Genomic DNA, 23,613 nt, shown 5'->3' with positions numbered 1-23,613 from the left:
TCATGGAATCAACAATTTTACTTCAGGTTGAAGCTGGAGTGGCGATCATCACCTTAAATCGCCCAAAACAACTAAACAGCTTTAACCCAGAGATGCACAAAGCGCTTAAAAAAGCATTAAAAGACGCCGAGCAAGACGATTCAGTCAGAGCGATTTTACTGACAGGTACCGGACGAGGTTTCTGCGCAGGACAAGATCTCAATGACCGCAATGTGAATAGTGGTGAAGAGATGCCAGATCTTGGTGAAAGCATCGAAAAATTCTATAACCCACTGATTAAACAGATTTCTGCGATGCCAAAGCCAGTTATCGCGGCCGTGAATGGCGTAGCTGCCGGGGCGGGAGCCAATATCGCTTTGGCCTGCGATATTGTCTTCGCTGCGGAGTCTGCCAGCTTTATTCAAGCGTTTTGCAAAATTGGTTTAATACCTGATTCTGGCGGTACATGGACGCTGCCACGCGTCATTGGCATGGCGAGAGCAAAAGCGTTGACGCTACTTGGTGACAAAGTGTCTGCCAGCCAAGCTGAGGAGTGGGGCATGATCTGGCAATGCGTTGCTGATGATGAACTGATTGAAAAGGCGTTATCAGTGGCGAACCATCTGGCGACTCAACCAACTAAAGGTTTAGGTTTTATTAAGCACGCACTTAATCACTCGAGCCAAAACCGTTTAGACGAGCAGCTAGAGCTGGAAAAAGATCTGCAACGTTTAGCAGGCCGAACGCAAGACTACCGAGAAGGCATCAGCGCTTTCTTCGATAAGCGTGCCCCTGAGTTTAAAGGTAAGTAAATCATGAGTACCGATATCAAAAATGTTGCCGTTATTGGTGCGGGCACTATGGGTGCAGGCATTGCTCAAGTGGCCGCTCAGTCAGGATACCAAGTCGTATTATTTGATCTTGAAAAAGGTAAAGCAGCAGAAGCGAAGGCGACTATTGCTGCTCGTTTAGGAAAGAGCGTTGCCAAGGGCAAAATTTCTCAAGAGCAAAAGGAGACTCTATTGGAAGCGATGTTTTGCTCGGAGACGTTAGCGGATGTGGCTGAAGCTGACTTGGTTATCGAAGCCATTGTTGAAAACTTAGAGATAAAACAATCGCTATTTAGGCAGTTAGAAGATCTGTGTAAACCAAGCGTGATTCTTGCAACCAATACGTCTTCCATCTCTGTTACATCCATCGCTAGCGCATTAGCGAGACCAGAGCGTTGTATCGGACTGCACTTCTTTAACCCTGCCCCATTGATGAAGCTGGTTGAAGTGGTGCGCGGAATTGCCTCTGCGACTGATATTGTTGAAACAGGCAAAAGTTGGGTTGAATCGTGTGGTAAGCATGCGGTTATCACTCGCTCGCTGCCTGGTTTTATTGTCAACCGTGTCGCGAGGCCATTCTATGCGGAAGGGCTACGTGCACTAGAGTGCGGCGTTGCTGAAGTTCAAGATATCGACACTATCATGACTCAGGCTGGCCAGTTCAACATGGGGCCTTTCGAGCTGATGGATTTGATTGGTCACGACGTCAACTACGCGGTAACGAAAAGTGTTTTTGACGCTTACTACCAAGACAAGCGCTTTTTGCCTTCTTTAGTACAGAAAGAGTTGGTAGAAGCGGGCTTCTTAGGTCGTAAATCTGGACGTGGATTCTACGATTACAGCGCTGACGCAACTAAGCCAGAAGTAAATATTGCCCCTTCTTGTTCGGTGAATGTCGATTGGACGCTATCTCTATCTGGCGACTGGAGCCAAGCACCGACGTTTGCTAAGTGGGTAGGGTTGCCGATTACCAACACGCAGAGCACTCAGCCTTGTCTAGAGGTGAACGGCGTTCGCGTTATGCCAACCCAATGTGAAACGGCTTCTCAACTGTCTTACCAACTTGAACAGCCAGTTGTGTTGGTCGATTACTGCCAAGACTACGGTAGTAGCGATGTTATTGCGATTGCCCCTGCAATTCAAAACACTGAAGAACAAACCAAAGCCGTGATTGGCTATTTCCAAGCAAAAGGTAAGCGAGTGATCGTGCTTGATGATTACCCTGGTCTGATTGCTTGGCGCACATGGATGATGTTGATTAATGAAGCGTTAGATCTTGTGAATCAAAAAGGCGCGTCGTTGGCCGATGTTGATGTGGCAATGAAAAGTGGCGTCAATTACCCTTTTGGGCCAATTGAACAAGGGCAATCTCTGGGTTGGTCACGCGTACTGCAAAGCATCGAGAATTTACAGGCTTTTTACTGTGAAGAAAGGTACCGCCCATCACCACTACTGCGCCGTTTTGCACTACAAAGCCAGCGAGGTGAAAAATGAGTGTATTAGAGACAGTACAAGTGTCACAGGTAGACAGTGACAAACGAATCGCAGAGCAGGCCGTCGCGGCAATGCTAAAAGATGATCACTGCACCAAGTCAATGGGTATGGAAGTTCTCGAAGTAGGCAAAGGTATCGCTAAAGTATCAATGCGTGTGACTCAATCCATGCTGAATGGGCATAGTACTTGCCACGGTGGCATGTTGTTCACTTTAGGGGACACCGCATTTGCCATTGCATGTAACAGTGAGAACTACGCAGCGGTCGCTTCTGGTTGCAGTATTGAATACATCCGACCTGCTTTTGAAAACGATGTGCTGCTGGCTTGTGCACAAGTGAAAGCTCAGGGCCGTGTTACCGGCACCTACGACATTGAAATCTACAATCAAAACAACAAGCTGGTTGCCTTATTTAGAGGTAAATCTCACCGCACTGGCAAAAAATTAGTAGAGGAGAACAACTAGATGACGAATGCATATATTTGTGATGGTGTGAGAACGCCTATCGGTCGATTTGGCGGTGCACTTTCAGCGGTACGAGCAGATGACCTTGGTGCGATCCCTCTTAAAGCATTAATGGAACGTTACCCAGAGCTCGATTGGAAAGCGATTGATGACGTACTTTACGGTTGTGCAAACCAGGCGGGTGAAGATAACCGCGATGTGGCACGTATGTCTTTGCTACTGGCTGGTATGCCAATTGAGGTTTCTGGTACAACTGTAAACCGTCTTTGTGGTTCCGGCATGGATGCAATAAGTCTAGCTGCACGTACTATTAAAGCAGGTGAAGCTCAGTTAATGGTTGCAGGCGGTGTCGAGTCTATGTCTCGTGCGCCTTACGTTGTTAACAAACCTACGACTGCGTTTGACCGCAACGGACAAATGTTTGATACCACAATCGGCTGGCGCTTTATCAACCCGCAAATGCACAAGCAATACGGCACTGACTCAATGCCAGAAACGGCGGAAAATGTCGCCAATCGTTTTGCAATTAGCCGTGAAGATCAAGATGCGTTTGCACTGCGCAGTCAAGTGAAAACACATACAGCGAAAGAGAAGGGTGTGCTGGCGGAAGAGATTGTCCCAGTCACTATTCCACAGCGCAAAGGCGACCCGATTATAGTGGCTGAAGATGAACATCCACGTCCACAGACTACGTTGGATCAGCTGGCTGCGCTAAATACACCGTTCGCAGAAAATGGCTCTGTAACCGCGGGTAATTCGTCTGGTGTGAACGATGGTGCAGCCGTAGTATTGTTAGCGAGTGATCAAGCCGTGAAGCAATACGGCTTAAAACCGAAAGCGAGGGTTATTGCGACAGCCACAGTTGGAGTTGAGCCTGCAATTATGGGTATTGGGCCTGCCCCCGCTGCAAAAAAAGTGTTAGAAATAGCCGGTTTATCCATCACTGACATGGATGTCATAGAGCTGAATGAAGCTTTTGCATCTCAAGCATTAGCAGTACTGCGAGAGTTAGGTATCGCAGACGATGCAGAACATGTTAACCCAAATGGGGGGGCAATCGCATTAGGACACCCACTAGGTATGAGCGGTGCAAGAATTGTGATGGCTGCATGTAATGAACTGAAGCGCAGAAACGGTAAGTACGCTTTATGCTGTATGTGTGTTGGCGTAGGCCAAGGGATTGCAATGATAATAGAGAACGTCTGAATCTAAATAAACTAACAACAGACGTCGCGGGTCAGCCGCACAAAAGGAATTATGAGGAGAACGACCAATGAATAAGTACTCAGATACGCTTGATGCCATCGAAACAGCTTCAGTAGAAGAACTTAGAGAGCTGCAGTTTAAACGCCTGAAATGGACTCTTGAGCATGCGTACAAAAATTCACCTATGTATACTAAAAAGTTTGATGAAGCTGGTGTTCATCCGTCAGACTTTAAATGCCTAGAAGACATTAACAAGTTCCCATACACCACTAAACAAGATTTACGTGAGCACTACCCATTCAACTCTTTCGCTGTTCCAATGGAAGATGTTGTGCGCGTGCATGCCTCATCTGGTACAACAGGGCTACCAACCGTTGTTGGCTATACACAAAATGATATTGACACGTGGGCCAACATCGTCGCGCGTTCTATCCGCGCCGCAGGTGGTAGTGCAAAAGATATTATCCATGTTGCTTACGGTTATGGCCTATTTACTGGTGGGTTAGGTGCACACTACGGTGCTGAGAGATTGGGCGCGACTGTGATACCTATGTCCGGTGGGCAAACAGAGAAACAAGTGCAACTTATTGATCAGTTTAAACCGACAATGATCATGGTCACGCCATCTTATTGTCTTAACCTGCTAGATAAACTGGAAGAGTTCTACGGTGGTGATGCATCAGGTTGTTCACTGAAAGTCGGCATTTTTGGTGCTGAGCCGTGGTCAAATGAAATGCGTCGAGAAATTGAAGAGCGCTTGGGAATTGTTGCACTGGACATTTACGGCCTTTCAGAAGTAATGGGCCCGGGTGTGGCTATGGAGTGTGCCGAGACGAAAGACGGCCCGACCATTTGGGAAGACCACTTCTATCCAGAAATTATCGACCCACATACAGGTTCAGTGATGCCAGATGGTGAGCATGGAGAATTGGTATTTACTTCACTCACAAAAGAAGCGATGCCAATTATTCGTTACCGTACCCGCGATTTAACTCGTTTATTGCCAGGTACTGCACGAACGATGCGTCGTATGGACAAGATCACTGGTCGTAGTGATGATATGCTCATCATCCGTGGTGTGAATGTATTCCCATCACAAATCGAAGAGCAAGTTTTAAAAATCAATGAACTAAGCGCGCATTATCAAATTGAAGTAGACCGTAAAGGTAACCTTGACCATCTAAAAGTAATTTTAGAAGTGAAAGATAACGCTGATTTGGACAATCGCGATTACATTTCTAAACGTCTGCAACACCAAATTAAATCCATTATTGGTATCTCTACCACGATAGAACTACTGCCGGTTAATGGGATACCTCGCTCTGAAGGCAAGGCGGTCCGAGTAAGAGACTTGCGTCCTAAATTGTCTTAAAGGTAGCAAAATACCACCCCCGTCATTTGCCAAGTCCGAGGGTGGTATAACAAAGCGAAATGTGAATAATACGGAGATACTATAAATAATAAATGGTTAAAAATTTTTAACCATATTGGAGCTATTTTGAATTGTGAATTAGAGTCATTTTTTGAGGGGATTTCCGGCCATCAATCCATTAGTGGTACATCTCTTATTGTTTCATTTTACGGCGATTATCTTTGGACTTGTGGGGGTGGCATTTGGTTAGGCTGCCTTATTCAGCACTTCGACACACTAGGTTTTAATCAGCGCGTAGTCCGCTCATCGGTGTTTCGTTTGCATAAAGATGGTTGGCTAACCATTAAAAAGGTGGGGCGTAAAAGTGATTATTATCTTGAGCCATCTCGCTATAATGAAATGCTCAATGCAAACAAAAAGATCTACCACTCGAATAACTGGGTTTGGAACCATCGATGGAATATTATTCATACCTCTTTAGGTCCGACTCACAGCAGTAAAGAGGAAGTGAAGTTCCTTTTGCATAAAGGCTTTGGTTTGTTTGATAAAGACTTTTTCATCCAGCCAGACTTACAGCAACTGACTCCTGAAACTAAACAAGAAATACTCACTCGTATCCCAAGTGCCAAAATATTTCAGCAGGCTGAATTCTTTGCTGCTGATGGTGAAGTCTTAAGCAATATGGTTTGTCAGTCTTGGGATATTGAAAGGATTGATGAAGAATATCGTAAGTTTATTGACCTATTTTCTCCAGCTTGGGAGATTTTGGAGTCTATGAATATAGAAGAGTTGTCCAGTGAAGATGCATTTAAGATGCGTCTACTTGTGATTCATTTTTATCGAAGAATTATCGTTAAAGACCCAGAATTGCCATTGGAACTACTACCAGAAGGGTGGTTAAGACCGAAGGCTGAGCAACTCACTGTCAATATTTATCAGAAAGTTCACGCTAAAGCATTGCAGTATGTATTAGATAATAGTGAGACATCGAGTGGTAAGTTACCACTGCCTTCACCCGATTATTATCTACGTTTTGGTGGCTTAAATTAGCGTGGCAGAATTAACAAGGAAAGTTAAATGCCAATCTATCAATTTGCCGATGTGATTCCTGTCATCCATCCATCGGCCTTTGTTCATCCCAGTGCTGAAATTATAGGCGACGTGATTATCGAGGCTAATGTCTATATTGGTCCGAATGCGGTCCTACGTGGTGACTTTGGTCGTCTTATTGTATGTCATGGCGCCAATGTTCAAGATAACTGCGTAATGCACGGATTTCCGGGCAAAGAAACCGTATTGGAGCAAAATGTTCATGTCGGGCATGGGGCGATAATTCATGGCTGCCATATTGATGAAAATTGCTTAATTGGCATGAATGCTGTGGTCATGGATCTCGCTCGCATTGGCAAAGAGTCCATCATTGGTGCAAATAGTTTTGTCAAAACTAACGCGCATTTCGAACCGCGCAGTATGATCATGGGGAGCCCTGCAAGGTTTATCCGTGAGGTGACGGCTGACGAGCTACTTTGGAAAGAGAGAGGTACGAGTATGTATCACAAACTCTCGGCACGTTGTCATAGAGAATTAAAGTTGGTTGAACCTTTAACAGAAGTGGAAGCTAACCGTCCTGAAGTCAGTTGGTCTGAGTCACATAGTACGAAACGTGAAGCGCTACATGGAGAATCTGAGTGCTAAGCGGAAACTAACCCATGTACAAACTGGCATCAGTCTAGGTAAAGCAAAAATAAGAATCATCAACTTATAGGAAGTTAATGTGACAACGACTTACTTGTATATTCAATTCAAGATAGAAGATAAAGATGCATTTCGCGAGTACGCGCAACGTGTTCCTGAGACCATGAAGATTTATGGCGGTAAAATGATCGCGTTCAACAAATCTCCGATCGCACTTCATGGGGAGCTCAGTTCAGAAGCGTGCGTGCTCCAAGAATGGCCTTCAGTCAACGCAGCAAAACAGTGGCAAGATTCTCCAGAATACGCGCCACTAAAAAAGCTCCGTGATGAGAAGGCGATGAGTAAAGTGAAGATTATCCCTATACCTGCTATGCAGTAACTCTAGGCTTTTAGCTATCTGTTTAGCAGCCCAACTAGTATTTTCATGGGGAGCTCTTTTTCATATTGCTTGATTATCTCCGAATTAATCTAATGGGCACTTTGTTTGTTGCGTATTTTGGGCGAGGATAAAGTGATATCGTGTGATATGAATCATTTTACTCAGGTCCAAGCGATATATGACATAAACAGCAGTTGGTCGTTACTTGGTTTTTATGGTGTTGGTGTTACTTTCAATGACGACGTGCTTAGTAATGATAGCGTTACAGAAAACGCAGACGCGGTTGGTTTAGGATTTCGCTATAACCTCAGTCAAACTTACGACATTCGAATTGGTTTAGATGTGGCAACCAGTTTCGATGAGAGCGTGGTGTACTTTGCGGTAGGCAGCGGCTTATAGGTATTCAATATGTTTATTGCTAGCGAAACTTAGTGAGATAAGATCCTTCGATTATCACTAGGGCTAGATCTAATGTGTGAATCTAGCCCAAGTCGCTTACTCGGTACAAATCTATTTAGATTAGTGCGGTCGCTTGGGGCCATTACGCACCAAATCTTGTCCGGTTTGGAACACTTCCTCTGTGACCCAACGCCCTAGAAGTAGTTGATGGTTATCATCTAATACCGCCACAAATCGACGTCCATCGCTGTTATTGGTCGCTAATACGACGCCTGCTGCATTGCTTAGTCCTAAAGCGCCACTTTCGACAGCAATTAGAAAGGCTTCTAGTTCAGTTAAGTCGGCAATAATTCTTTCGTCATTGATCATGAGGATGGTCTCTTTCTACATTTCTTTTCTTACCGACGCGATTCTCAAGCGCTCGGTTTTCTCGTTGCGGCTACTCTAACCATGATAGTGGTGAAAAGCTACCGTTGCGCCTGATTGGTTGTATGCGTTTTCACCATTTAATCCCCATAACGACCATTTATTCCCGTTTTTTTCCGCTCATCGCAATCTGCTGCTCGGTTTAGTTTGGCAAGTTAATCTTTCAGCATCACAACAAGCAAGGAAGACTTAAATGAAAACCACCACGTTGGCGAGCTTAATAAGCATCGGCCTGTTAATGACTTCACAAGCTGTCGCTTCGCCCAGCGAAGAAATCATTACTCAATACAACCTTGCCGCGCAAGGTGATGAAGCAAAAGTTGAGTATGTCTATCAGCAACTTGAGCAACAAATCGCGCAAGACGGGGCGGACCCATTGAGTTTGGTTTACCTAGGAAGTACAAAAACCTTAATGGGCCGTGATGCATTTATGCCTTGGAACAAGATGAAGTATACCGAACAGGGATTAGCCACCATTAGCAAAGGTTTGGATTTACTCAATACACAAGCTATACCGCTTGATCAGCAGGCATTACGTCAGGGTTTACCTGAATCACTGTTAGCAAAGGCGATCGCAGGTTCAACATTTACTTCGCTACCAGACATGTTCAACCACTTCGAGCGAGGGTATGACATTTTCCTAGATTTACTCTCTGATCCGTCGTTTAAACAGCAAAACTACGATGCCATCTCGTGGGTTTATATCTACGCCATCCAAGCCGCATTGAAAGCAGAAGACAAGCCACAAGCGCAAGTTTGGGTTGCAGATATGCAAGTGCGTAATCCTAATCACTCAATGACAGTACAAGCGGAAGCGATGCTGAAATCAGCAGCTTAAGGAGGGGTTATGATACGTTTTGAGCAAATTAGTAAGACTTATCTGATCGGCCAGCAACAAGTACATGCTTTGAATCAGGTTGGTGGCGTGATTAATCAAGGTGAAATGGTCGCCTTGTGTGGCCCATCGGGTTCAGGAAAGAGTACGTTGTTGAACATTTTGGGCCTGTTGGATATGGATTATTTGGGTTCGATTGAACTCTCTGGCGTTGCTTATCCGAAAGAGGCGCTCAGTGCCGCAAAAATGCGCCGTAATCTGCTTGGTTTTGTATTCCAAAAGTTCAACCTGATTCCAGTTATGACGGCGTGGGAAAACGTCGCTTATCCATTGATGCTTAACGGCTACTCATTGGCAGACCAAAAAAGCAAAGCACTCGAAATTCTGGATAAAGTGGGACTTAAAGAATTTGCTGACCATCGTCCAGATAATCTATCTGGCGGTCAGCAGCAGCGTGTCGCGATAGCCAGAGCGTTAGTCCACGAGCCACAGATGGTGATAGCCGATGAGCCGACAGCGAGCCTTGATAGCCATACTGCGTCGGTTGTGATTGAACTAATGAAAAGTCTTGGCCATGAATTTGGCACCACCTTTATTGTTGCTACGCACGATCCTCGCATGGCGGTTCAATGTGACCGAAGTATTGATTTACTCGACGGCACAATTAACAAGGAGCCAATGAAATGGGCAAGTTAATTCCACACTCATTACGCATTGCGTATCTCAATTTACAACGCAACAAACGCCGTAGTGTTTTGTCGGTGCTGATCGTGGCTATTGCGATTTTCGCTCTGACCTCAGCAGGTGGTTTTGGATTATATACCTATGATTCACTCAAACAGTCGACAGCGAGAGATACTGGGCACCTGACTATCAGTCAACCGGGTTTCTTTGAAAAGGATGAAGAAATGCCTCTGGCGAATGGCTTGGCGGACAGTCAACAGATTACCCAGCGGCTGATTGCCAATGAACAAGTGCGTGGTGTGCAGCCAAGAATCGAGTTCACTGGGCTGGTATCCAACGGCAACAAGTCGACCATTTTCGTTGGTACTGGTGTTAATGAACGCGAGTTTGACATGAAAGGGCCATTTCTGGATGTTCGAGAAGGAAAAACGTTGTCGAGTATACAATCATCGCGCTATGACCCGAGTGAACCAGAGGTGATGCTAGGGGTTGATTTAGCGCGTAATCTTAACGTGAGTCCCGGTGATTGGGTGACGTTATTGGCGACAACCAGCGATGGCGCACTGAACGCGTACGATTACAAAGTGAGGGGCATCTATTCCACAGGCATCCCTGAGCTAGATAAGCGCCAGCTCTACCTGCATATTCGTTCAGCGCAAGCTTTGCTGAATAGTGACAAAGTCAGCACTTTGTCTGTTTTCTTGTTCGAAACCGAACAGACGCTGCAAATGAAAAACTGGGTAGAGCAGCAACTCGCAGGTCTTCCACTCAAGCAAGCCGTTGAAGTGACGCCTTGGCAAGATCGCGCTTTTTTCTACATCAAGGTGAAAGGACTCTATGACCGCATATTTGGCATCATGGGTGCCGTCATGGCATTGGTAGTGTTTGTTGCATTGTTTAACACCATGACTATGTCCGTCACCGAGCGAACGCGTGAAATCGGAACCTTGTCGGCACTGGGGACCTATCCGAAAGAGATCGTTTCTGGGTTTGTGCGCGAGTCGGCAGTTCTGGCTGTGATTGGTTCAGCGATAGGCGGTGTTTTAAGTCTGGCGGTCAGTTTGTTGCTGTTAGTGATCGACGTCCAAATGCCACCACCACCGGGAAGGACGGAAACCTACCCACTGAATATCTATTTTTCGCCAGAACTACTCTCTATGACAGCGTTGGGCGTGCTTGGAATCTGTGTCCTAGCGGCTTGGTTGTCAGCATCCAAAGGAGTGAAAAAACCGATTACGGAGGCATTGATCTATGTTTAACGTCATTAAAAACACAACCATTTTTTCGTTATTGATGTTAGTTGCTTCAAGCGTTATCGCCAAAGACGTTGCCCAAATGGTCAAAAATGCGGATCAGTACCGATTGGATTCTGATGCAGCGAAAGTCGTCTCTTTAGTGAGCTTATTTGAAAATGGTGAACTGGACAAAACGCGTGAGTACAATGTCTACACTCGGCAAAATCGTGAGTCGCTGGTGCTGTTTAAGTCTCAGGTTGAAGCGGGTCAGAAGATGTTAATGCTGGGAGACAACTACTGGTTGGTGATGCCGAAAAGCCGTCGTCCGATACGCATTACGCCAATGCAAAAATTGCTTGGTGAAGCCTCGGTAGGCGATATCTCTACCCTCACCTGGAGTGAAGATTACCACGCGACTTTTGTTAACCCAGAACAAATCGAAGTTGATAACCAGCCGCGCCAAGCCAACCACTTGCGTTTACGTGCCACAACCAAAGGCGCCAGTTACTCGACGATCGAACTGTGGTTAGATGAAAAGAACGATTTCCCTCTCAAAGCGGATCTCTATCTACATTCTGGCAAACTCGCAAAACAAGCTTGGTTTAGTCAAGGTGAGCGAAAGGGGGAGGTTCGGGTGGTTGCTATGACCTTGTACGATCAGATTCAACCCGCGAAAAAGACCGTGATTGAATATCAAGAAATCACTCCATTTGAGCTTGAAGATAAATACTACAATCCGGCGTTTTTAACCCGAAATGTCTTGTCGGAGTTGTAAATGAAATCGTACTGCGCGTTATTTAGCTCACTCGTCATTACCGCGCCTGTTTTGGCGAATGAGTTTAGTTTGGATTGGGATTACACGCTCAGCGCCAATACAGCAACGCACCGCGATTCTTTGCTGTTTGGTGCGCCGGTTACAAACACAACAGAAACCGCAGATGCACTGCTAGATCTGCAATTAGAAGGAAGGGGATTGACGGGGCTGTTTGCCGCTAAAGGGAATCAAATTTACAGCTCCGATAACACACAATCTTTGGAGGGCGAGTTGATAATTCAGGATCTATTCTGGCAGGGCAACGTGGAGTTATCTGGCATGGAAATCGACATCACGCTGGGCAAAGTGCGGCTCGACTGGGGCGTTGGTTATGGGTATCGTCCGCTGGATGTATTTAAGCCTTATCGTCGTAATCCAGTCGGCATTCAAGTCGAAGAGGGGACAGGTGTTGCGATGGCTTCGTACTTCGATATGTCTGGTGAATGGAGTCTGGTTTACAGCGATTCATCATGGACTCAGCAGCAAGGCACTAGTCTAGAACAGGCAGCAGAGCAACAAGGCATAGGACTAAGGCGCTACGCACTGTGGGGCGACAGTGAATGGCAAGTATTGGCTTACTATGACGATGTTCGCCGTGGTTTGTTCGGCGGATCTTACGTTACCGTTGTCAATGAGGCTTGGTCTGTTCATAGTTCGGCGCTCTATCAGCACAAGTACCTTAGCTATGTTCAACAGGGAGGTTTTACTCCGGTCAGTCTGCAAACCAAAGATGACGGTTATCAAGTGCTAGCCGGACTCAATTGGGCTAATGCAGCAGGTAACACCATTATTTTAGAGTATTGGTATGACAGTCGTAGCTGGAGCGACGCCGAATGGCACAATGCCTACTCACAAGTTGCTGCTTTGTCGAGTCAAGCGACGCTCAAGCCAATTGCTACTTCTTATGCTCAAGGACTGAATCATGCCAACTTGGTGCAACATAACGTGATGTTCCACTGGTCGTTAGATTCCTCAAGTTGGAGTCAATGGTCGTGGTCAAAAGAGCAACTTTGGCTTGATCGCTTAACGCCAACATTTGACGTGCTCTATTCACCTCAGGATCAAGGTGTTATAGCAACGCAATGGCTAGATTATCTAGTCTACGACTCGGGCTCTGCGTCATTTTCGGCTGAACTTGCTGCCCGTTTTATGACCGGAGACAGCGATTCGGTGTATGCAAATCTTAATGATAAGCGTATGATTTTTCTCAACCTACGAGGGAAGTTTTAATCATGGAACCATCCACCTATTCGAGAAATGTACTTAAGAGCTTCGCATATACCACGATATTTTGCGCTGTTATCGCTTTTGTCACGCAATCAATCTGGCCTAGTGCTTATCTTGAACATTTGACGATCAGCCTAGGCTATGGTTATAGCTCGGTGGTGACTTCACTTATCGTTAGCTCGCTTTGGCCTCGATTGAGCAATAATATCATTACTGTGTTATCGATTACTGGTGCCATGCTTTTCGGTACGCTCAATGCCTACTGGTGGTTAAGTCGCTATGACAAATTTGCTGAAATCAGTGAGCTTAAGCCGATTGTGGTTCTTGGTTTTATTTTCTCGACAACGTGTTTTTTCTATTTCTACTCGCATGAGCAGAAACTGATGGCTCAGAAGGAACTTGAAAAAGCAAAACGTATTCAGTCAGAGCAAGAGAAAGCTTTGGTGTTAAGTCAACTGAGCCAACTGCAAAGTCAGATAGAACCCCACTTTCTGTTTAATACTTTAGCCAATGTTAGTGCGTTGATTAGCCACGATCCGAAAGCAGCGCAGCATATGTTGGAAAAACTCACTGAGTTGTTGAGAGGTACTTTGCAAAATAGCCGCCAAGCTGTATCGAGTTTAAAGGCAGAACTAGAGCTGGTTGATGCCTACTTGGCGATTCAAAAAATTCGATTAGGTGACCGACTGAGCTACGAGATCACCAATATGATGAGTGAGGACGTTCCATTTGCGCCGTTGCTGCTACAACCTATTGTTGAAAACGCCATTCAACACGGGATAGAACCTAAAGTCGATGGTGGTGAAGTGTCTATCTGTATTTCTCAACAAGACGCAAATATGATGATCGAAGTAACAGACTCTGGCGTGGGCTTTTCGAGTGCCTCAAGCAGTAATGGCAACGGTATCGGCTTGGAAAACACCCGAGCAAGGATAAAAGCGCTTTATGGTGACACTGCGAATCTCACCATTAAGCAGTCAAGTACTGGCGGTGTATTGGCTGTCATTCAATTACCGTTAGGTACACTGGATTCATAAATAGGAAGAGTAGCATGACATTCAAGGGATTTAGTGCGGTTATCGCCGATGATGAGCCAGTATTGCGCCATCATCTCAACAAGATGTTAGCAGACTCTTGGCCGCAACTTGAAATTGTCGGTCAGGCGAAAAATGGCCAAGAAGCGTTAGAGATGGTTGAGCAACTCGCTCCCGATATAGTGTTCCTCGACATCAAAATGCCTCAACTTGATGGCATGTCGGCCGCTAAAGCGCTCAGTAAAACTCACAGTCGAACTCAGGTTGTCTTTATTACCGCCTACGATGAATTTGCTTTGCAGGCCTTTGAAGCCAATGCGCTGGACTATCTCTTGAAGCCACTTTCCGAACAAAGACTCGATCAATGTATTGCTAAGCTCAAACAACGTCTCGAAAGCGAACTTCCATCACCGCCGCATAATATGGCTGCGCTTCTCAACCAAATCCAACAACTGGGCCAGCGATCTGCACCCACTTATCTAAGTTGGTTAAAGGCGAGCAAAGGTGATGATATTCATCTTATCTCAGTTGCGGATGTGCTCTATTTTAAGGCAGAAGACAAATATGTGTCTGTGTTTTGCAAAGAAGAGAATCAAACCGTTGAGTACTTACTGCGAACCTCACTTAAAGAGTTGATACAGCAGCTAAATCCAGAACACTTTTGGCAGATTCATCGCTCAACCATAGTTAATGTCTCGGCGGTGGAAAAGGTGAAAAGAGTGATTACAGGTAAAATGGAAGTGGTCATCGGCAATACCAAATTGCCAATTAGCCGCGCGATGCAAAGTCAATTTACCAACCTTTGGTGACCCTGTTACCAGTTTAATTATCGTATTCTAGTGCAATCCAATTGCGACAGGTTATGCTTAACGCTATCAATAACACGCTGGAGCGAAACGGATGTCCGAGAGCAAACTCTACTATGTGTATGATCCTATGTGCTCATGGTGTTGGGGCTATAAACCGGTATGGCAGCAGATCTGCCAAATTTTAGAAGGACGGATTGAGATTCAATATGTGGTGGGTGGCCTGGCCCCAGACTCAGATCTTCCTATGCCCGAAGCCATGCAGCAGCAGATAGCCTCTTATTGGCGCAAGATTGAACAGTATCTGGGTACTCAGTTTAACTACGATTTTTGGAACAAAAATGTTCCACGCCGTTCCACCTATCCTTCATGCCGTGCAGTACTGGCAGCGCGTAAGCAAAATGCGGAAAGAGAGATGTTGACTGCGATCCAAACGGCCTATTACCTAGAGGCCAAAAACCCTAGCGACAGTAAAGTACTCATAGAGCTTGCTGACAGTATCGGCTTAGATGTGGCGCGATTTGAATCTGACTTTGGCTCAGTGACCCTAAACGAAGAGTTTCTCAGTGAATTAGACTTTGCGCGCAGTATTGGTGGCAATAGTTTTCCGTCTTTATTTGTTGAAACCGCCGAGGGAATGGTCGAACTTCAGGTTGATTATCAATCGGCGCAGAGGACTATAAGCCAGATAGAGCAGCTAATTTAAATTTGATTCGAACTTAAGTGAAAAGAAAATAGCTATTCGCGGGTAATCAAATAAAACGGCGCAATGCCATATTTGCGCCGTTTTATTGGTTGTAAATAGTGTGAGCTGCGAACAATTAATCTAGTAGGGACAATAAGCGACAGCCTCTTGGTGGCAGTGATAGAGCGACATACCCATTTGACGCGCGCGACTTTTCACCACAGAGTTCACCTTTAAATAGTGCGTTTTGGATGTCAACACGCCAAACAGGTACTTTGCGATGTATGGTTTTGTCGCTGTGGCTAAATGCGCAAAGTACAAGATCGCGTTGGTATTTGCGGGCAAAAATAAAGCATTCGTCATCGTGATGCAGCGGGATATAGTCACCTTTTTGTAGTGCAGGGTGTGATTTTCTTATCGCAATGAGTTGTTTAAACCAGCCTAAATACTCTGAACGTTCGATCTCATCCCACGGCATGCTACGACGGTTGTCTGGATCGTGGCTTCCCATCATACCTAGTTCCGTTCCATAGTAGAGACAAGGTGTTCCGACGTAACTAAACAGTAGGGCGCTCGCGAGTTTAAACAAGCGCGGATCATGCTTCACTAGTTCAATAAAACGCGCCGTGTCATGACTGTCGAGTTGGTTAAGTTGGGCCAATTGGTTCTGCCACGGGATTTTTGCCCTCGCCTCTGCTTGCCAATCGAGAAAATCACTCACGCCAATCTCTATCGGGTCAAAGCTGATGTCCAATTTAGTCAGCAGTGCTCTAACAGGATGAGCAAAGCCATAATAGTTCATCGCACCATCTTCTTGATCGCCTTGCAGCCATTGAGTTGCCTCGAAGAAGTGCTCACCAAGGACGTAGCAATCAGGGTTCACTTGCTTGGCAGAGTCGCGGAACGCCTTTACGTAATGGGCATTATTACTCGCGCCTTCCCCCTCACCCAACATATGTATGACATCAAAGCGCCAGGCATCGATCTGATAGGGTGGTTTTAACCAATATTTGATCACAGCGTCGTCGCTTGCGTAGATATAATCTCGCACCTGCTCATTTTCAAAATTAAGCACGGGCAAAGACTGAATGCCTTTCCAACCAACATAGTCCGAACTGTCACCATCAAAGAAATAGTAGTCTCGATAAGGTGATTGTGGCGATTGGTACGCGCCAATTTCGCTATGTTTCCCTTGAAGGTTGAACCACAGGTGCTCAGTCGAAGTGTGATTGAACACCGCGTCTAGCATGATTTTCATCTCGCGGCTATGCAGTTGTTGGCACAACTCGGCGAAGTGTTGGTTGGTGCCTAAATGTGGGTCGATTTGACGATAGTTGGAAGTATCGTATTTATGATTACTTGGTGCGGTAAATATCGGGTTCAAATAGAGCGCAGTGACGCCAAGATCTTGTAGGTAATCCAGTTTGCTTTCGACCCCATACAGATCGCCACCGTAGAACTCGCAACCGCCGTTACCATTGCTACTGTCTACTGGTTCGCCCCATTGCTTACTAACAACGGGCTTACGTCCCCCAGATACCAAATATTCGCCATCTTTTACGCTGATGTCAGGTTTTGCGTTGCAAAAGCGATCGGGGAATATTTGATAGAACACTTGCTGATTGACCCAGCTTGGCGGCTGATGATTAGCGTTATATTTAAAGTGGAATTCTTTGGCTGACGTTCGTTTCGAAATGCCTTTTGCATCAAGCCAATATTGGCCTGTCTCCGTCAGAAGTTTAAAGACATAGTGTGTGATATCTCGGTCGCTGTTAAGAGGGAACTCGGCACTCCAATAGTTCAAATGGTCACTGCTACGGCTGAGCGTCATTTCCACCAAATACTCTTCATTGTCAGGCTCGTGACGTAACAAGACCTTGGTAAAATGATATGATTTTTCTGTTGCTAAAGTTACCGTTAACTTGCCAGCTTGGAGAGATAACCAATCAGACGACTGGCCGTGGTAAAGAAAAGGAAGCGACTTCATACTAACCTCTGAACTGTTGGAGATTGTCTAGACATAGAAAGTGTGTTGCCAGTGGCGCAAGGTGGATGTCAATCTGCGCTTGGCTATTGCTAACATTTAGCTGATAGGTTTGCTGATTGAGCTTGTCGACGATTGGGTATTGACCATCACTTAGGTTCCAAAGCTGTACAAGTTGCGGTGGAATGACGAGCTCAATGGTTTTCTCTTCTTGATCGCTAAAGTTAGTCGCCACAATGATCGCTTGCTGCTTATCTGAGCGGGCAAATGCATACAGCTTGTCTTTCATCTCAGCAAAGTTTTTATAGTTGGCAGCGTACAAATCATGGTACATGCCACATAAGGCGTAGCTATTTAACGTCAAGTTAAGCAGCTTGCTATAAAAGACTCTGAGTTCAGTTTCTGATGGTGATAACTGCCCACCATCAAAACGGCCATGATTCATCCATCGTTGATGAGCAGGTACGCCGATATAGTCAAAGATCGAGGTACGTGATGGTTGGCCAAACCCTGCTTGCTCTGATCCTGCTTCGCCGACTTCTTGGCCGAAGTAAATCATGGTTGGCGAGCTGGATAAACACGCTGATACCAACATGGCAGGTTTGCCTTTGTCACCACTGCCTGCAAACTCTGCTGAAGCGATACGTTGCTCATCATGGTTATCAATAAAGTGCAGCATGTGATGCTCAATATCACGCAGTTCATGTTGGATGCGCCCAATCTCTTTGGTTGACCCCTTGCCTTGAATCACATCTTTCAGTGCGTCATATAAGTCGACTTTGTCGTACAAATAATCCATTTTTCCTAACTGAATATAATCGCGATACAGGTGTGGCTGATAAACTTCGGCCATTAGAAAAGCATCTGGATTGACGTGTTTGATTGATGAATTCATAAAGCTCCAGAACTCAACTGGCACCATCTCTGCCATATCGTAGCGGAAGCCATCGACACCTTGAGATAGCCAATACAAAGCGATGTCGCGAAATTTAATCCAAGAATCGGGTACTTCTTTTCCTTGCCAGAACTGATAGTGCTGTTGCGCACTTTTGTCGTGAAAATCATCAGGCAAGGTAGGGAAATCTTTGCTGCCATCCGGTTTTACACCATAGTTCACTTTGACAGTTTCGTACCAATCGTCGTGATTTGGCTTGGCAAGGCGCGAACCATTCCCTGTCCACTTAGCTGGAAACTCTTTAAACGGAACTTGCAAACTAGGATGCTGTTCGCCTCCGAGTGGAGGATTTGCCTGCAAAGCATCAGGAAGCTCGAATGCTTGATTCGGGATATAGTAAAAGTTGTTATCTTTTGCATAAGCAACGCGGGTATCGTCATCGACGCCAAAATCACGCACGCCGTGAGGATTATTTAACCCTTGGTAAACCCGTGCAACATGATTTGGAACGATATCAATGATGACTTTCATTCCTGCATGATGAGTGCGGGCAATCAGTGCAGAAAATTCTTGGTTGCGCTGGCTAGGATCATCGGCCAAATCAGGGTTGACCGAATAGTAATCTTTGACGGCATAAGGTGACCCCGCACGTCCTTTCACAACACTCGGGTGATCATTTGCAATACCAAATTCGCTGTAGTTACGGATCACTGCATGGTGCGGGACACCGGTATACCAAATATGGCTAATGCCTAGCTTGCGAATCTCGTTGAGTGCTGTAGTGGTAAAATCGCTGAATTTTCCAACCCCATTTTGCTCTATGGTTCCCCATGGCGTATTGGTTTGATTGGTGTTGCCAAATAGTCGAGTGAATACTTGATAGATATTATGTTTTTTCATTGTGCAGGGTCGCCAACGGTTGTTTCTCACAGGCTAGAACAAGCGTCTAGTAAGAGACTCATCCTTATGCAAACTATAGGGGGCGTAGAAAGGTAAAATGTGATTTTAGTTGAAATTTTTCAATCGTAACTAATCACGTGAGCGCTTTGCGCCAAATGAAAGCGTTAAGCCAATCATCTTTCAATTAGATAACTTAATAAATCAGCTCAAAAATTAGCAAAGCTTCACAGAAATACGATCTTTGTCTGCGCTTATTTGAAATTGGTTTTAGAGGAATTTGTATTATTATCAGTGAGTAATGTCATATTAGCAGCATATTTTCGCTACTAACTTTTATTTTGACATGTGAGTGAGCTTTTCTACGCTTAATTGGAGTTAAACGTCACAGGAAAGGAGAACACCATGGCGAAGTTCCAGCAGGACATACCCAACCGCGTTACCGTTTATCATGATGATATTGACCAAGAAAAAGCGTTAAAAAACGCAATGCTGCCAGAAAAACCCAGATACTTTAATGGCTCTCCCACTTACGAAGCGGCTAGCGTGGATGAGTTTAAAACCAAACTAAGCCAAATTGGTATGTCTCTCGACGTATAACTACCATTTCAATTGCCTAGGCAGCCCTTGTGGCTGCTTTTTTATTGCTGGTCACCTTTCCTGTGCCTCTTTCTTTGCATCTGAATCGAAACTGGGTTGACCTGACTACCTGTCTAGGGTTTACTCTCCGGCTTGCCAAAATTCAGGCAATAAGATTTACACGCATTGAGAGGTAACCCCGCGATGTCTATTGGATTTGATTACGGAACTGCGAATTGTTCGGTCGCAACGCTCATTGATGGAGAGGTAAAGCCAATCCCTTTGGTAGATGAAGAGTTTTATGTTCCATCGACCTTATGTGCACCCACATCAGAAGTAGTATCTGAGTATTTGTTTAGAACACTGGGAATAAAACCATCAGATTCAGTGGGCGAAAACATGCTACGCCGAGCAATTAAACTCAATGCGGAGGAAGGGCTCGAAGTACGTGGTGATGAGGTGAAGTTTGGCCATGAAGCGCTCAACCTTTATCTTGAAGACCCGCAAGATGTGTATTACGTAAAGTCGCCTAAGTCGTTTTTGGGTGCGATGGGCTTGCGTGATATGCAGTTGTCTTTTTTTGAGGATCTGGTGTGCGCCATGATGGCGAACATTCGCCAGCGCGCAGAGCTATCACTAGAGAAGGAAATCACCCAAACGATCATTGGTCGCCCAGTTAACTTTCTTGGTCGTGGCGGCGAAGAGTCAAATATTCAAGCAGAAGGTATATTGCGACGAGCGGCTCAGCGAGCTGGGTTTAAAGAGGTCGAGTTTCAGTTCGAACCCGTTGCGGCAGGGCTAGATTATGAGGCTTCGCTGACAAAAGACAAAAACGTACTTGTGGTAGATATTGGCGGTGGTACAACCGACTGTTCGTTTTTGCGTATGGGACCTTCTTGGGCTGGTAAACAAGATAGACGCGAATCGCTCCTCGCTCACTCTGGGCAGATGGTTGGCGGCAATGATCTTGATATATTCACTGCGTTTAAGCAGTTTATGCCTGAGTTTGGTTTGGGAACGCAAAATCAATCTGGTTTGGAACTGCCAACCACGCAGTTTTGGAATCCGATAGCAATTAACGACGTCCAAGCGCAACGCAAGTTCTATGGTCACGAAAACCGAAAACAAATCCAGTTGATGGTGAAAGAGGCGCTGCAGCCGGAAAAGCTCGGACGACTGCTTGAGCTGTATCAAGCGACGCTGGGGTATGCACTGATTCGCGAGGCTGAGCAAACCAAAATCGCATTGGGTGACGCGAGCAGCTATGAGGCTAAAATTCAGCTACTTAATGAAGTCGTTTCGATTCCTGTCATCAAGTCAGAGTTGGAAGCTGCTATCGCAGTACCCACAGATAAGATTAAAGCTTTGGTTAAAGAAGCAATTAATCAAAGTGGTATCCACCCCGATGTTATCTATATGACAGGAGGCTCTGCGCGCTCTCCCATATTAAGAGCAGCGGTGAACCAAGTTCTACCCAATACTCCGATTGTGAGCGGCAACTATTTTGGCTCTGTCACTGCGGGATTAGCACGTTGGGCGGATATTATTTATTCATGATTCTGTTATTTTTTTCGTCGCTATTTGTGAACTAAGCTTTCATTTCGCAAATAAATGACGGCTTTGAGGTAAGTTTTGTCTCTGAAGTTGCTATTTATCACGCTCCAATCTGGATTTTTGTCATATAACAGCCACAATTTAATTATAAATTTAACAATTAATTAATGTGGCATTGTCACAGTCAGTTGCCATTTTTGGTATCGATGAGAAAAAGGGTTGTGTGTAATGAGGAATCTGGGATTTAGAAAGCTGTTGCTTATTTCTATCATTGCTTTGGTTGTGTTTTCCGTATCAATCTCTAGTTATGTTGCTTATGTTAAGCAAAAAGAGACGCTAGTAGATCTAATCACCAGCAGTAATCAAGAGTATGTAGAAAGCAAAGCTGAAGAGATTGAAAACAAGCTCAACGAGAAAGTGGCAGGGCTGGATAAGCTCGGCAAACTGTTTGAGAACGACCCAATTAAGGGAGAAGAAAAAGACTTTATTGCTCTCACACATCTTATCGCTGGTGGCATGAACCTTAATAGTTCAGTGGTTGCTTTCACTAATGGTGATGGCTATTGGAACCAAACAGCCAAGACTTGGCCGAATAACAAATATGATGGTGATGTTACTACTCGAAGTTGGTATCAACTTGGTCGTAAAAGCTCGACTGCGGCGATGACAGAACCGTATCTAAGTAGCGACGGAGATATTTACTGGGTATCGATTGTACGTAAGACCTTTAGCGGTATGATTTCTGTCGATATGCAGCTTGGATTTCTCAACGAGATAGTCAAAAACGCCAACGAGATACCAGGTGCACTGGCTATGATTATCAACCATGATAAAACGGTTCTCGCTTCTTCATTTGACGCTGTCAAAGCGGGAGAAAGTTCAGATAAGTTCCCTTGGTTAAGTAGCGTTGCCAAGCAGGCGATTGGTTCCAGTGAAGCTGTGTTTGATGGGCAACTGGGCGATAAAGAAAAATTGTTCTTTTCTCATCAAATTACTATTGCAGGTAAGAACTGGTATTTTGTTGTGGGCCTAGAAAAAGAGGTGGTTTACGCCGACCTTGCATCGGCTAAACAAACGGCGATCGTCACTGCTGTTATCGCGACTGTCGTCAGTGTAATTTTTGCTTTATTGATTCTGAATGTTCTATATCGTCCTATCCTAGTGTTGAAAGAAACCGTGGTCGGATTAAGTCAAGGTAATGGGGACCTCACACAGCGCATTGAAGTGAAAACCAACGATGACTTAGGGCAAATATCTGAAGGCGTTAACGCGTTCATCGCCAGTTTACAAGCGATGATGCTGGACATTCGAGAAGTCACCAACCACTTGAATGAAAACGTCGATCGGATGAAAGATCAAAGCCAACGTAATAACGTGATATTGCAAAACCACGTGCAAGAGACCGAGCAAGTGGTGACTGCGATTGAAGAGATGAACTCAACGGCCGACTCGATGGCGACAGATGCCGCTAACACTGCAGATCTGACACACAAAGCAAATGAAGCCAGTTCGAACTCTAAGGCGACGGTGACTCAGGCACAAAATAACGTACAAGAGTTGGTCGATGATGTGAGTACGGCCTCTGATAATGTCAACAAAATGGCTTCAGAGACCGATGGCATTAACACGATATTGGGTGTGATTGGCGACATCGCAGAACAAACCAACTTGCTTGCACTAAACGCCGCCATTGAAGCAGCCCGAGCTGGTGAACAAGGGCGTGGTTTTGCTGTGGTTGCAGATGAAGTGCGTAACCTGGCAAGTCGTACCAAAACGAGTACAGAGGAAATCGAAGCGGCTCTGGCAAGCTTGCTGAGAGGAAGTCAGTCGGTGGTCGACTCAATGGAAACAACCAAACAGAAATGTGCCCAGACTGCTGAAGGTGCAGGTGAGGTTGCTGAAAGCTTAGATGTCATGACGCAGTTTGTGACGGATATTAATGATTTGAGTACGCAGATCGCGACCGCTGCAGAAGAGCAAAGTAGCGTAACCCAAGAATTGAGCCGCAATATGTCTGCGATTAACGATATTGTGGGTGAGCTAGATGCGAATGGCCAACAAGCGCTTGAAGAAGCGAAACACATTTCAGATATGAACCAAAAACTCACCGGAATTATCGGGCGCTTTAAACTCGATTAAT

At 45.3% G+C, this 23,613-nt stretch carries 23 protein-coding genes; 20 read left to right on the top strand and 3 right to left on the bottom strand.

The genetic code is table 11. From position 1 onward, the window contains the following. The first annotated feature begins 2 nt into the window (after positions 1-2). The 9 genes from paaG to TW81_RS11135 all read left to right on the top strand — a co-directional run bounded on the left by paaG (position 3) and on the right by TW81_RS11135 (position 7,818). Positions 3-791 carry a 2-(1,2-epoxy-1,2-dihydrophenyl)acetyl-CoA isomerase PaaG gene (gene paaG, locus TW81_RS11175; protein WP_045955800.1) on the top strand — a complete coding sequence of 263 codons (789 nt, stop codon included), beginning with the start codon at positions 3-5 and terminating at the stop codon, positions 789-791. A gap of 3 nt (positions 792-794) precedes the next feature. Then, complete coding sequence (locus TW81_RS11170; protein WP_045955799.1) at positions 795-2,303, top strand: 3-hydroxyacyl-CoA dehydrogenase; 1,509 nt, start codon at positions 795-797, stop codon at positions 2,301-2,303. Next, positions 2,300-2,767, top strand: coding sequence for a hydroxyphenylacetyl-CoA thioesterase PaaI (paaI, locus tag TW81_RS11165; protein WP_084715860.1), 468 nt, complete (start codon positions 2,300-2,302; stop codon positions 2,765-2,767). Before TW81_RS11170 ends, paaI begins: the two co-directional genes overlap by 4 nt. After that, positions 2,768-3,973, top strand: a complete 1,206-nt coding sequence (pcaF, locus tag TW81_RS11160; protein ID WP_045955798.1) for a 3-oxoadipyl-CoA thiolase — start codon at positions 2,768-2,770, stop codon at positions 3,971-3,973. Positions 3,974-4,040: 67 nt separating this feature from the next. Further along, positions 4,041-5,345 (top strand): phenylacetate--CoA ligase PaaK, encoded by a 1,305-nt coding sequence (gene paaK / locus TW81_RS11155; protein ID WP_045955797.1) that lies wholly within the window; start codon positions 4,041-4,043, stop codon positions 5,343-5,345. A gap of 126 nt (positions 5,346-5,471) precedes the next feature. Next, positions 5,472-6,395, top strand: a complete 924-nt coding sequence (locus tag TW81_RS11150; RefSeq protein ID WP_045955796.1) for a PaaX family transcriptional regulator C-terminal domain-containing protein — start codon at positions 5,472-5,474, stop codon at positions 6,393-6,395. A gap of 27 nt (positions 6,396-6,422) precedes the next feature. Beyond that, complete coding sequence (locus TW81_RS11145; protein ID WP_045955795.1) at positions 6,423-7,040, top strand: DapH/DapD/GlmU-related protein; 618 nt, start codon at positions 6,423-6,425, stop codon at positions 7,038-7,040. Positions 7,041-7,119: 79 nt separating this feature from the next. Beyond that, complete coding sequence (locus TW81_RS11140) at positions 7,120-7,419, top strand: DUF1330 domain-containing protein (RefSeq protein ID WP_045955794.1); 300 nt, start codon at positions 7,120-7,122, stop codon at positions 7,417-7,419. A gap of 147 nt (positions 7,420-7,566) precedes the next feature. Next, positions 7,567-7,818, top strand: coding sequence for a hypothetical protein (locus tag TW81_RS11135; protein ID WP_045955793.1), 252 nt, complete (start codon positions 7,567-7,569; stop codon positions 7,816-7,818). Positions 7,819-7,938: 120 nt separating this feature from the next. On the opposite strand, the gene TW81_RS11130 is transcribed toward TW81_RS11135, so the two are convergent. After that, a complete protein-coding gene (locus tag TW81_RS11130; protein WP_045955792.1) occupies positions 7,939-8,187 on the bottom strand; it encodes a hypothetical protein in 249 nt (82 codons plus the stop codon). A 250-nt stretch (positions 8,188-8,437) separates the two neighbouring features. Between TW81_RS11130 and TW81_RS11125 the strand changes: the two genes are divergently transcribed. The 8 genes from TW81_RS11125 (at position 8,438) to TW81_RS11090 (ending at position 15,585) form a co-directional block, all read left to right on the top strand. Further along, entirely contained in the window at positions 8,438-9,082 is a 645-nt protein-coding gene (locus TW81_RS11125) for a hypothetical protein (protein ID WP_045955791.1), read from the top strand. 9 nt (positions 9,083-9,091) lie between these two features. Next, positions 9,092-9,775, top strand: a complete 684-nt coding sequence (locus TW81_RS11120; RefSeq protein ID WP_045955790.1) for an ABC transporter ATP-binding protein — start codon at positions 9,092-9,094, stop codon at positions 9,773-9,775. Continuing rightward, positions 9,763-11,022 carry an ABC transporter permease gene (locus TW81_RS11115; protein ID WP_045955789.1) on the top strand — a complete coding sequence of 420 codons (1,260 nt, stop codon included), beginning with the start codon at positions 9,763-9,765 and terminating at the stop codon, positions 11,020-11,022. Before TW81_RS11120 ends, TW81_RS11115 begins: the two co-directional genes overlap by 13 nt. Before the next feature lie 34 nt (positions 11,023-11,056). Beyond that, positions 11,057-11,773, top strand: coding sequence for an outer membrane lipoprotein-sorting protein (locus TW81_RS11110; protein ID WP_239424353.1), 717 nt, complete (start codon positions 11,057-11,059; stop codon positions 11,771-11,773). Next, positions 11,774-13,042, top strand: coding sequence for a hypothetical protein (locus TW81_RS11105; RefSeq protein ID WP_045955787.1), 1,269 nt, complete (start codon positions 11,774-11,776; stop codon positions 13,040-13,042). A gap of 2 nt (positions 13,043-13,044) precedes the next feature. Next, the gene (locus TW81_RS11100; RefSeq protein ID WP_045955786.1) at positions 13,045-14,076 is read left to right on the top strand and encodes a sensor histidine kinase; all 1,032 of its coding nucleotides are present in this window, start codon (positions 13,045-13,047) and stop codon (positions 14,074-14,076) included. Between the two features lie 14 nt (positions 14,077-14,090). Then, a complete protein-coding gene (locus TW81_RS11095) occupies positions 14,091-14,882 on the top strand; it encodes a LytR/AlgR family response regulator transcription factor (RefSeq protein ID WP_045955785.1) in 792 nt (263 codons plus the stop codon). Between the two features lie 91 nt (positions 14,883-14,973). Then, entirely contained in the window at positions 14,974-15,585 is a 612-nt protein-coding gene (locus TW81_RS11090) for a DsbA family protein (protein ID WP_045955784.1), read from the top strand. Between the two features lie 115 nt (positions 15,586-15,700). Here TW81_RS11090 and malZ read toward each other — a convergent pair whose 3' ends face one another. After that, entirely contained in the window at positions 15,701-17,551 is a 1,851-nt protein-coding gene (gene malZ / locus TW81_RS11085) for a maltodextrin glucosidase (RefSeq protein WP_045955783.1), read from the bottom strand. A 1-nt stretch (position 17,552) separates the two neighbouring features. After that, entirely contained in the window at positions 17,553-19,343 is a 1,791-nt protein-coding gene (locus tag TW81_RS11080; RefSeq protein ID WP_045955782.1) for an alpha-amylase family protein, read from the bottom strand. A gap of 402 nt (positions 19,344-19,745) precedes the next feature. On the opposite strand from TW81_RS11080, the gene TW81_RS11075 reads away from it, so the two are divergent. The 3 genes from TW81_RS11075 to TW81_RS11065 all read left to right on the top strand — a co-directional run bounded on the left by TW81_RS11075 (position 19,746) and on the right by TW81_RS11065 (position 23,612). Continuing rightward, positions 19,746-19,940: a hypothetical protein gene (locus TW81_RS11075; protein WP_045955781.1), complete on the top strand. Its 195-nt coding sequence runs from the start codon at positions 19,746-19,748 to the stop codon at positions 19,938-19,940. Between the two features lie 183 nt (positions 19,941-20,123). After that, entirely contained in the window at positions 20,124-21,476 is a 1,353-nt protein-coding gene (yegD, locus tag TW81_RS11070; protein ID WP_045955780.1) for a molecular chaperone, read from the top strand. A 225-nt stretch (positions 21,477-21,701) separates the two neighbouring features. Further along, the gene (locus tag TW81_RS11065; RefSeq protein WP_045955779.1) at positions 21,702-23,612 is read left to right on the top strand and encodes a methyl-accepting chemotaxis protein; all 1,911 of its coding nucleotides are present in this window, start codon (positions 21,702-21,704) and stop codon (positions 23,610-23,612) included. Position 23,613: the final 1 nt, after the last annotated feature.

The organism is Vibrio galatheae (assembly GCF_000967545.1).
GTDB classification, from domain to species: Bacteria; Pseudomonadota; Gammaproteobacteria; order Enterobacterales; family Vibrionaceae; genus Vibrio; species Vibrio galatheae.
The sequence above is the reverse complement of the archived record's forward strand: the minus strand, read 5'-3'. Positions and strand labels throughout refer to the sequence as shown.